Here is a 9,787-nt window from a genome sequence, read left to right as displayed (position 1 = left end):
GCGCCCCGGCGGCGCCGGGGGCCGCCGGCCCGCCGGGGCGCTGCGCCTGACGTGGCTGCACGCCCGCTACCAGGTGACCGAGACCCTGCGGGTGCCCGTGGTCGTGGTGAGCACCGCGGTCTTCCCCGCCCTGATCCTGGCGGTGTTCGTCGTGCCGCAGGCCGGGGGGATGGGCCCGGCCGCGGCCACCGGCGCCGTGGCGCAGCTGGCGGTGTTCTCCGCGATGAGCGTGTCGCTGTTCACCCACGGCGCCGGCACCGCCGAGGACCGCGCCCTGCCGTGGGACACGCACCTGCGCACCCTGCCGGTGGGCGCCGGGCCGCGCTTCGCCGCGCGGGTGCTCACGGGTGCCTTCTTCACCGTCGTGGGGCTGGTGCCGCTGCTGGTGCTGGCCGCGCTGGTCACCGACGCCACCACCACGCCCGCGCGCTTCCTGGCCGGCCTGGGCGGGCTGCTCGCGGCGGGCCTGCCGCTGCTGGCGCTGGGCCTGGCGGTGGGGTACTCGGTGCCGGCCAAGGCGGCGCTGGCGCTGGCGCAGGTGCTGCTGCTGCCGCTGGCCTTCGCCGGCGGGCTGTTCCTGCCGCCGCAGGTGATGCCGGGGTGGCTGCAGTCGATCTCCACCTGGACGCCCACCCGCGCCGGGCGCGACGTCGTCATCGGCGCGGCCACCGGCACCGGCGTGCCGGGCACCGCGCTGCCGGTGCTGGTGGGGTGGACGCTCGTGCTGGGCGCGGTGGCGGTGTGGGCGATCCGCCGCGACCAGGGGCGCCGCTTCCGCTGACGCCCGGTCCGCTGACCCCGGGGTGCGCGGGGTGCCCGCGCGTGCCAGCCTCCGCACCGTGACGGACCTCGACGGCGCGCGCGTGCTGCTCACCGGTGCCGGCGGCGGCCTGGGCCGCCCGATCGCCGCGCGCCTGGCCGCGGCCGGTGCCCGGCTCGTCCTCAGCGGCCGCGACCGGGCCCGCCTGGAGGGCCTGCCCGGCCACCCGGTGACCGGCGACCTGCGCCTGCCCGACGGCCCCGGCGCGGTCGTGGCGGCGGCGGTGGCGCACCTGGGCGGCCTGGACGGCCTCGTGCACGCCGCCGGCGTGGTGGCGTTCGGGCCGGTGGAGGAGGCCGACGACGACCTGCTCGACGAGCTGTTCCTCGCCGACGCCCTGGGGCCGGTGCGGCTGCTGCGCGCGGCGGTGCCGCACCTGCGCGCGGCGGCGCGCGAGCGCCCCGGCGCCTTCGCCGCGCTGGTCTCCGCCGTCGTCGCCGAGCAGCCGGTGGCCGGCATGGCCGCCTACAGCGCCGCCAAGGCCGCCCTGAGCGCCTTCGCCGGCGCCGCGGGCAGGGAGCTGCGCCGCGACGGGGTGCGGGTGCTGGACGTGCGCCCGCCGCACACCGAGACGGGCCTGGCGGGGCGGCCGGTGGCCGGCACCGCGCCGCGCCTGCCCACCGGGCTGGACCCCGACGCGGTCGCCGAGCGGGTGGTGCGGGCGATCGCCGGCGACGAGCGGGACCTGCCGGCCTCCGCCTTCGGCCGGCCGGCGTCCGCCCCCGGCTGAGCGGCCCGCCGCGCGCACCGCGGCGGGCGTGCACGCGCGTAAGCTCGTGCGCCGTGGCCATCGACTTCCCCGCCGAGATCTCCGCCCTCCGCCAGACGTACGCGTCGATCCGGGAGGTGTCGGACCTCGACGCGCTGCGCTCGGAGCTGGCGCAGCTCAACGAGCGGGCCGCCGCCCCCGACCTGTGGGACGACGCCGAGAACGCCCAGGCCGTCACCAGCCGGCTGTCCGCGCTGCAGGCGGAGCTGGACCGCGTCGAGAGGATGGGCTCGCGCATCGACGACCTCGAGGTCCTGGTGGAGCTGGCCGAGTCCGAGGACGACGCCGACTCCCTGGCCGAGGCCGAGCGGGAGCTGACCGGCATCAAGAAGCAGCTCGACGAGCTGGAGGTGCGCACCCTGCTGTCGGGGGAGTACGACGGCCGCGAGGCGCTGGTGACGATCCGCTCCGAGGCCGGCGGCGTGGACGCCGCGGACTTCGCCGAGATGCTCATGCGCATGTACCTGCGCTGGGCCGAGCGCAAGGGCTACAAGACGGAGGTCTACGACACCTCCTACGCCGAGGAGGCGGGCATCAAGTCGGCCACCTTCAAGATCGCCGCGCCCTACGCCTACGGCACCCTCAGCGTCGAGCAGGGCACCCACCGCCTGGTGCGCATCTCCCCGTTCGACAACCAGGGCCGGCGCCAGACGTCCTTCGCGGGCGTGGAGGTGCTGCCCGTGGTGGCCGAGACCGACCACATCGAGATCCCCGAGAACGACGTGCGCGTGGACGTCTACCGCTCCTCCGGCCCCGGCGGGCAGTCGGTCAACACCACCGACTCCGCGGTGCGGCTGACCCACATCCCCACCGGCATCGTGGTGACCTGCCAGAACGAGAAGTCGCAGCTGCAGAACAAGGCCGCGGCCATGCGCGTGCTGCAGGCCAAGCTGCTGGAGAAGGCGCGCCAGGACCGCCAGGCCGAGCTGGACGCCCTCAAGGGCGACGACTCCGGCTCGTGGGGCAACCAGATGCGCTCCTACGTGCTGCAGCCGTACCGCATGGTCAAGGACCTGCGCACCAGCTACGAGGTCGGCAACGCCGACGCCGTCTTCGACGGCGACATCGACGCCTTCCTGGAGTCCGGCATCCGCTGGCGCCGCCAGGGCGAGCGCGCCGCCGGCGCCGCGAGCTGACCACCGCGCGCGGGCGGGCCGGGGCGCTCGCGACCCACCCGGACGGGGGCAGGCGCTCACCCAGCGTGCCCGCACGTAGAGTGGACGACGGCCGGAGCACGACCGCACCACCCCGTCCCCGAGACCGGCCGCCCCGCGAGTGATCACCTTCGAGCACGTCAGCAAGGTCTACGGCGAGGGGAACCGCCCCGCGCTCGCCGAGGTGACCCTGCAGGTCGACCGGGGCGACTTCGTCTTCCTCGTCGGCCCCTCCGGGTCGGGCAAGTCCACCTTCCTGCGGCTGGTGCTGAAGGAGGAGAAGGCGTCCTCCGGCACGGTGCAGGTCGCCGGGCGCGACGTGGGCCGCCTGCGCAGCTGGAAGGTGCCCGCGCTGCGCCGCCAGATCGGCGTGGTGTTCCAGGACTTCCGCCTGCTGGCCGACAAGAGCGTCTTCGAGAACGTCGCCTTCGCCCTGCAGGTGCTGGGCAAGCCGCGGCACGTCATCGCGCAGTCGGTGCCCGAGACGCTGGCGCTGGTGGGGCTGGGCGGCAAGGAGAGGCGCCGCCCGCACGAGCTGTCCGGCGGCGAGCAGCAGCGCGTCGCGATCGCCCGCGCGTTCGTCAACCGCCCGGCGCTGCTGCTGGCCGACGAGCCCACCGGCAACCTCGACCCGGAGACCAGCGTCGGCATCATGAAGCTGCTGGACCGCATCAACCGCACGGGGACGACCATCGTGATGGCCACGCACGACGACGACATCGTCGACCAGATGCGCAAGCGCGTCGTGGAGCTGCGCGACGGCCGCGTCGTGCGCGACGAGGACCGCGGCGTGTACGGGTCGAGCCGCTGATGCGCCTCGGCTTCGTCGTGCGCGAGATGGGCGCCGGGCTGCGGCGCAACTTCACCATGACCGTCGCGGTGGTCCTGGTGACCATGGTCTCGCTGTTCTTCTTCGGCCTGGGGCTGCTCGTGCAGCAGCAGGTCTCGATCCTCAAGGGCGACTGGTACGACCGCGTGCAGGTGTCGGTCTTCCTGTGCGGGCCGGTGAGCACCGAGGAGGACTGCCCCACCGGGGCCGTCACCTCCGCGCAGCGCGACGCGCTGCGCGCGCAGCTGGAGTCCTCCCCGCTGGTGGACCGGGTCTTCTACGAGTCCCAGCAGGACGCCTACGACAACTTCCTCGAGCAGTTCGACGACGCGATCACCGAGAACGTCACGCCCGACCAGCTGCCGGAGTCCTTCCGCGTGCGGCTGACCGACCCCTCCCGCTACCAGGAGGTCCGCGAGCAGTTCAGCGGCCAGCCCGGCGTGGAGGACGTCCCCGACGACCGGGCCGTGCTGGGCCCGCTGTTCGCGGCGATGGACGGCGCCACGCGCGTGGCGCTGGGCCTGGCGGCGCTGATGCTGGTGTGCTCGGTGCTGCTGGTGTCCACCACGATCCGGCTGACGGCCTTCAGCCGCCGCCGCGAGGTGAGCATCATGCGCCTGGTGGGCGCCTCCCGGGCGCTGATCCAGCTGCCGTTCGTGCTGGAGGGGGTGATCGCCAGCCTGGTCGGCGCGGTGCTGGCCTCCGGGGCCCTGTACGCGCTGGTGGAGTTCGGCGTGGGGCGCCTGCGCGAGCGCCCCGACTTCACCACCCGCCTGGTGGAGACCTCCGACGTCCTCTTCCCCACGGCGCCGGTGATGCTCGGCGTCGGCGTGGTCTTCGCCGTGGTGGCGTCCCTGCTGAGCCTGCGGCGCTGGCTGCGGGTCTGAGCGGGGCCCGTCGCGGCTGCGCCCGCGGCGAACGGCCGTGCGCACCGGTGCCCGGCGCACCTAGAGTGGACGGTCCAGCAGCAGCAGGGGGAGGACGCACGTGCCGCGCGAGACCGGCCGCAAGGTGATCGCCAGCAACCGCAAGGCGCGCCACGACTACCACATCGAGGACACCTACGAGGCGGGCCTGTCCCTGACGGGCACCGAGGTGAAGGCCCTGCGGATGGGCCGCGCCTCCCTGGTCGACGGCTTCGCCCAGATCGACCGCGGCGAGATGTGGCTGGAGCACGTCCACATCCCCGAGTACGTGCAGGGCACCTGGACGAACCACGCGCCCCGCCGCCGCCGCAAGCTGCTGCTGCACCGCGCCGAGATCGACAAGTGGGCCGGCAAGGTCCGCGAGTCCGGCCTGACGATCGTGCCGCTGTCGCTGTACTTCGTCGACGGGCGCGTGAAGGTCGAGATCGGCCTGGCGCGGGGCAAGAAGAACTACGACAAGCGCCACGCGCTGCGCGAGCGGCAGGACCGCCGCGAGGCCGAGCGCGCGATGTCGCTGCGGCGGAACCGGGAGTGAGCCCCGCGCTCGTCCACCGCGCCGGTGCCGCCCTGGCCCTGGCCGCCGCCGTGCTGGCCGGGCCGGCGGCGGCCTCGGCCGCGGCGGACGAGCCGGGCGAGGACGAGCGCGTGCGCTCCTACGCCGTCGACCTCGCCGTGGGCGACGACGGCTCGGTGGGCGTGCGCGAGACGGTCGTGTACGACTTCGGCGAGGAGGGCCACCACGGCCTGCAGCGCTCCGTGCCGGTGCGCGGGCGCCACGACGCCTCCCACGACCGCCGCTTCCCGCTGAGCGGGCTGCGGGTGTCCAGCCCCTCCGGCGCCCCGGCGCAGGTGAGCACCGAGGAGGACGGCGGCGCCCTGCGGGTGCTCGTGGGCGACCCCGACCGCGAGGACGTGCGCGGGGAGCAGACGTACGTGCTGGAGTACCGCCTCGGCGCGGTCGTCGACGACGGGCCGGGCGGCCAGCGGGTCCGCGTGGACGTCCTGGGCACCGGCTGGCAGGTGCCGGTGGAGCGCGTGGACGCCACCCTCACCGCGCCCGGGCCGCTGTCGGGGCTGGAGTGCTACGCCGGCCCGGCGGGCTCGCGCGACCCGTGCGCGGTGGCGCCCGGCGACGCGCCCGGCACCGCCTCCTTCAGCGCCGCCGACCTGCAGGCGGAGGAGGGCGTCACGGTCGGGGCGGTGCTGCCGCCGGGCACCGTGGCCGCGAGCGGCCCGCTGCTGGTGGGCACCTTCAGCCCGGCGCGCGCCTTCAGCGCCGACGCGACCACCCTGCCGGCCACCGGCGCGGTGCTGGCCGCCGGTGCCGGCGCGGTCCTGCTCTCGCGCCGCCGCGCCGGTGCGAGCACCGCGCCGGCGGCGGGGGCCGTCGCGGCCGCCGCGGGCCCGCCGGAGGGTCCGCCCGGCGTGCTGGGCGCCCTCGTGCACGGCGGCGCCACCGCCGACGACGTCGTGGCGACCCTGCTGGACCTGGCCGAGCGCGGCCACCTCACGCTCGCCGCGCTGGGCCCGGACGGGGGCGCGGACGGGAGCGCGGACGGGAGCGCGGACGGGAGCACGGACGGGGGTGCGGTCGCGGACTGGCGCCTGGAGCGCCGGCGCAGCGCGGAGCCCACCAGCCCCGCCGAGCAGCGGCTGCTGCACACCCTCTTCGGGGACGGCACCGTCACGACGCTGTCGGCGCTGCGGACCCGCGCGCGCGCCGGGGTGCAGCTGACGCAGCAGCTCCTCGACGACGAGGCGGTGCGCCGCGGCTGGTTCCGCGAGCGCCCCTCGCGCCTGGCGCACCGCCGCCTGGGGTGCGCGCTGGCCGCCCTGGCCCTCGCCGTGGCCGCCGCGGTGGCGCTGGCGCTGTGGACGCGCTTCGGGCTGGTCGGGCTGGCGCTGGTCGCCGCGGCGCTCGTGGTGCCCCTGGCCGTGCGGCCCCGCCCGGCGCTGACGGAGCAGGGGCGCCGCGTGCGCGGCGCCGTGGACGCCTTCGCCGCGGGCCTGGAGCGCGCCGGGCGCGACCCCGGCGCCGCGCCCGGCGGCGGCGCCGCGCTGGGGCGCCACCTGCCGCTGGCGGTGGCCCTGGGCGCCACCGACCGGTGACCAGCATACGTCCCAACGGCGCCGGCGGGGTGCCGGGCGCCAGCCTCGGGGCCGTGGACATCCTCACCGCTCGTGGCCTGGTCATGGCCTACGGCGACGGCCCGGGGGCGACGCGCGCGCTCGACGGGGTCGACGTCGCCCTGCGCGCCGGCGAGTCCGTCGCCGTCACCGGCCCGTCGGGCTCGGGCAAGACGACCCTGCTGCACTGCCTGGCCGGCGTCCTGCGCCCCACCTCCGGCACCGTGGAGCTGGCCGGGGCGGACCTGACCGCGATGAGCGACGCGCACCGCACGCGGCTGCGGCGCAGCGCCGTCGGCTTCGTCTTCCAGTCCGGGCAGCTGCTGCCGGAGCTGCCGGCGCAGGAGAACGCCGCGCTGCCGCTGATGCTCGCCGGCGTGGACCGGCGCACCGCCACCGCCCGCGCCCGCGAGCTGCTGGGCGCGCTGGGCCTGGGCGGGCTGGAGCTGCGCCGCCCCGGGCAGCTGTCGGGCGGGCAGGTGCAGCGGGTGGCGATCGCCCGCGCCCTGGTGGGTTCGCCGCAGGTGGTGTTCGCCGACGAGCCCACCGGGGCGCTGGACCAGGCCACCGGCGAGGAGGTGCTGGGCACCTTGACGGGTGCGGCGCGGCGGGCGGGGGCCGCGCTGGTCGTGGTCACGCACGACCCGGCCGTGGCGCGCTGGTGCGGGCGGACGCTGGCGATGCGCGACGGGCGCGTCGTGCGCGAGTTCCGCGCCCCGGCCGCGCCCGCCGCCGGCGGCGGGGTGCCCTCGTGAGCGGGGCGCTGCGCACCTGGCTGGCCCTGCTGCGGCACCGCGACTCCGGCGGGCACCTGCCCGCGGTGCTGGCGGTGGTGGCCTTCGCCGCCGCCACGTGGGCGGTGCTCACCGTCGCCGGCGGGGTGCAGGCGTTCACCGGGCGGGCCCGCCTGGCCGGGCCGGAGTCGGACGCGGCGCTCTACCCGCTGCTGGCGTCGGTGTCCGTGGCGCTGCTGGTCGTGCCGAGCGCCGCGCTGGGCGGGGCCGCGGCGCGCCTGACGGTGGCCCGGCGCGACGAGCGGCTGGCCCGGCTGCGCCTGGTCGGCGCCACCAGCGCCCAGACGGGGCTGGTGGCGCTGCTGGACGCGGGCCTGCAGGCCGTGGCGGGCGCGGCGGCCGGCGTGGTGCTGAACCTGCTGGCCACGCCGGCGGTGGCGCTGCTGCGCTTCCAGGGCCGCGCGTTCGAGCCGGCCGAGCTGCGGCTGGGGCCGCTGCCGGTGGCGGCGGCGGTCGCCGCGGTGCTGGTGGTCTCCCTCGTCTCGTGCGCGGTGGGCCTGCGGCGGGTGAGCACCACCCCGCTGGGCGTGGCGCAGCGCCTGCCCGTGAAGACCCTCAGCCGGCTGCGGGTGCTGCCGGTGCTCGTGGTGGGGCTGGCGTTCGCGGCGGCGTTCCGGGGGCTGGGCTCGCTGGCGGCGGGCGTGGGGCTGGGCGCGGCGGTCCTGGTGCTCGCGGTGCTGCTGGCGGGCACCTTCGCCCTGTACAACCTGCTGGGCCCGCTGCTGCTGTCGCTGCTGGGGCGCGTGCTGGCCGCGCGGGCGCGCAGCGCGGCGACGCTGCTGGCGGCGCGGCGGCTGGTCGAGGACCCGCGCGGGGCCTGGCGCGGCGTGGGCGGCATCGCCCTGGTGACCTTCGTGGCGGGCTGCCTGAGCGTGGTGCCGGGGATGACGGCCACGGACGGCGGTGACGTGGAGGGCGACGCGCTGCTGCGCGACACCGGCACCGGGGCGCTGGTCACGCTCGTCGTCGCCGCCGTGCTGGCGGCGGTGTCCACCGGCGTCACGCAGGCCTCGCGCGTGCTGGACGCCGCGCCGCAGCACCGCGCGCTGCACCTGGCCGGCGCGGACGTGCGGGTGCTGCACGCGGCGCGCTCGCGCGAGACGTGGGTGCCGCTGCTGGTCACCGCGGGCGGGGCGGCGCTGACGTCGCTGCTGGTGGTCTCCCCGCTCCTGGCGGTGCTGCGCTCGGCGCCGGTGGGGGTGCTGCTGTTCGCGGTGTGCGCCGCCGGCGGCGCGGGGCTGGTGCTGCTCGCCTCGCGGGCCAGCCGCCCGCTGCTGGTGCGCTCGGTGGACCTCCAGCAGCCCCTGCGGTGACGGGCGGTCGCTGCGCGCTCACGTGGTCGCGCCGACACGTGTCCGGGTGGACACGTGTCGGCGCGAACACGTCCTGTCGCAACCGTTCCGCCGTGCCGGGGAGTTTCCCGTGATCGGTTCGGAGGGCGGTGGGCGCCGTGCCTACCGTCGCCCCGGCGGCCGTGCGGTCGCCGACCGAGGGGGGACGCCGTGCAGGACGCCGACTACCGTCGACTCGTGGAGGAGTCGCCGATCGCCACCCTCGTCGTGCGCGACGAGCAGGTGGTCTGGGCCAACCGCGCCGCCCGCCGGCTGCTGGGCCTCGAGGGCGTCCCCGGGGGTGCGGCCGGGGCGGAGCAGCCGTTCGCGCCCGTGGCGCTGGCCGGCCTGGTGCACCCCGACGACCGCGACGGCCTGGCCGCGGCCCTGGCGGAGGCGCTGCGGGCCGCCCCGGGCGAGCCCGCCGCCCCGGCCGAGTGGCGCTTCGTGCGCCCCGGCGCCGGCACCGCCACGGTGGAGGTGGTCGCCTCGCCCGTGGAGTTCGAGGGCGCGCCCTCGCTGGCCCTGGCCTGCTGGGACGTCTCCCAGCACGTCGAGCGCCACCGCGACCTGGCCCACCGCGCCACCCACGACCGCCTGACCGGGCTGCCCAACCGCTCCCTGTTCGAGGACCGCTGGTCCCGGGCGCGCTCGCGCGCCCGGCGCAGCGGCACGGTCCCGGTGATCGCCTTCTGCGACGTCGACGACCTCAAGCTGGTCAACGACCGCCACGGGCACCAGCTCGGGGACGAGGTGCTGATCGCGGTGGCCCGGCGCCTGAGCGCGGTGGCGCGCGAGGAGGACACCGTGGCCCGCTACGGCGGCGACGAGTTCGTCGTGCTCGTGGAGAACCCCGCGGAGGCCGAGCCCGCCGCGCTGGAGGAGCGCTTCCGGCGGGCCGTCACCGGCGTGGAGGTGGCCCTGCCCGACGGCTCGGGCACCGCGCGCCTGACGTGCAGCGTCGGCCTGGTCGTGGACGACCCCGGCTCCCCGCCCGCGGAGGTGCTGGCGCGCGCCGACGCGCGGATGTACCGGGA

At 77.3% G+C, this 9,787-nt stretch carries 10 protein-coding genes; all 10 read left to right on the top strand.

From position 1 onward, the window contains the following. A partial coding sequence (locus GTR00_RS07235; protein WP_205705259.1) for an ABC transporter permease occupies positions 1-781 on the top strand: 781 nt, incomplete at its 5' end. 58 nt (positions 782-839) lie between these two features. Continuing rightward, the gene (locus tag GTR00_RS07230; RefSeq protein WP_323132307.1) at positions 840-1,550 is read left to right on the top strand and encodes an SDR family NAD(P)-dependent oxidoreductase; all 711 of its coding nucleotides are present in this window, start codon (positions 840-842) and stop codon (positions 1,548-1,550) included. A 53-nt stretch (positions 1,551-1,603) separates the two neighbouring features. Then, positions 1,604-2,725, top strand: a complete 1,122-nt coding sequence (gene prfB / locus GTR00_RS07225; protein ID WP_166610957.1) for a peptide chain release factor 2 — start codon at positions 1,604-1,606, stop codon at positions 2,723-2,725. 139 nt (positions 2,726-2,864) lie between these two features. After that, complete coding sequence (gene ftsE / locus GTR00_RS07220; protein WP_166610956.1) at positions 2,865-3,554, top strand: cell division ATP-binding protein FtsE; 690 nt, start codon at positions 2,865-2,867, stop codon at positions 3,552-3,554. Beyond that, positions 3,554-4,459 carry a permease-like cell division protein FtsX gene (gene ftsX, locus GTR00_RS07215; protein ID WP_166610955.1) on the top strand — a complete coding sequence of 302 codons (906 nt, stop codon included), beginning with the start codon at positions 3,554-3,556 and terminating at the stop codon, positions 4,457-4,459. Before ftsE ends, ftsX begins: the two co-directional genes overlap by 1 nt. 100 nt (positions 4,460-4,559) lie before the next feature. Next, positions 4,560-5,033 (top strand): SsrA-binding protein SmpB, encoded by a 474-nt coding sequence (gene smpB, locus GTR00_RS07210; RefSeq protein ID WP_166610954.1) that lies wholly within the window; start codon positions 4,560-4,562, stop codon positions 5,031-5,033. After that, positions 5,030-6,607 carry a DUF2207 domain-containing protein gene (locus GTR00_RS07205; RefSeq protein WP_166610953.1) on the top strand — a complete coding sequence of 526 codons (1,578 nt, stop codon included), beginning with the start codon at positions 5,030-5,032 and terminating at the stop codon, positions 6,605-6,607. Before smpB ends, GTR00_RS07205 begins: the two co-directional genes overlap by 4 nt. Next, entirely contained in the window at positions 6,604-7,380 is a 777-nt protein-coding gene (locus GTR00_RS07200; protein ID WP_323132306.1) for an ABC transporter ATP-binding protein, read from the top strand. The genes GTR00_RS07205 and GTR00_RS07200 overlap by 4 nt, the downstream gene beginning before the upstream one ends. After that, the gene (locus tag GTR00_RS07195; protein WP_166610952.1) at positions 7,377-8,732 is read left to right on the top strand and encodes an FtsX-like permease family protein; all 1,356 of its coding nucleotides are present in this window, start codon (positions 7,377-7,379) and stop codon (positions 8,730-8,732) included. The genes GTR00_RS07200 and GTR00_RS07195 overlap by 4 nt, the downstream gene beginning before the upstream one ends. 189 nt (positions 8,733-8,921) lie before the next feature. Continuing rightward, the coding region (locus GTR00_RS25625; RefSeq protein WP_166610951.1) for a sensor domain-containing diguanylate cyclase at positions 8,922-9,787 on the top strand (866 nt) is incomplete at its 3' end.

The sequence above is a fragment of the Kineococcus indalonis genome (assembly GCF_009906395.1).
In the GTDB taxonomy this organism is placed as follows: domain Bacteria; phylum Actinomycetota; class Actinomycetes; order Actinomycetales; family Kineococcaceae; genus Kineococcus; species Kineococcus indalonis.
Note: the sequence above shows the minus strand (reverse complement) of the source record. Positions and strands in the feature narration are given on the sequence as shown.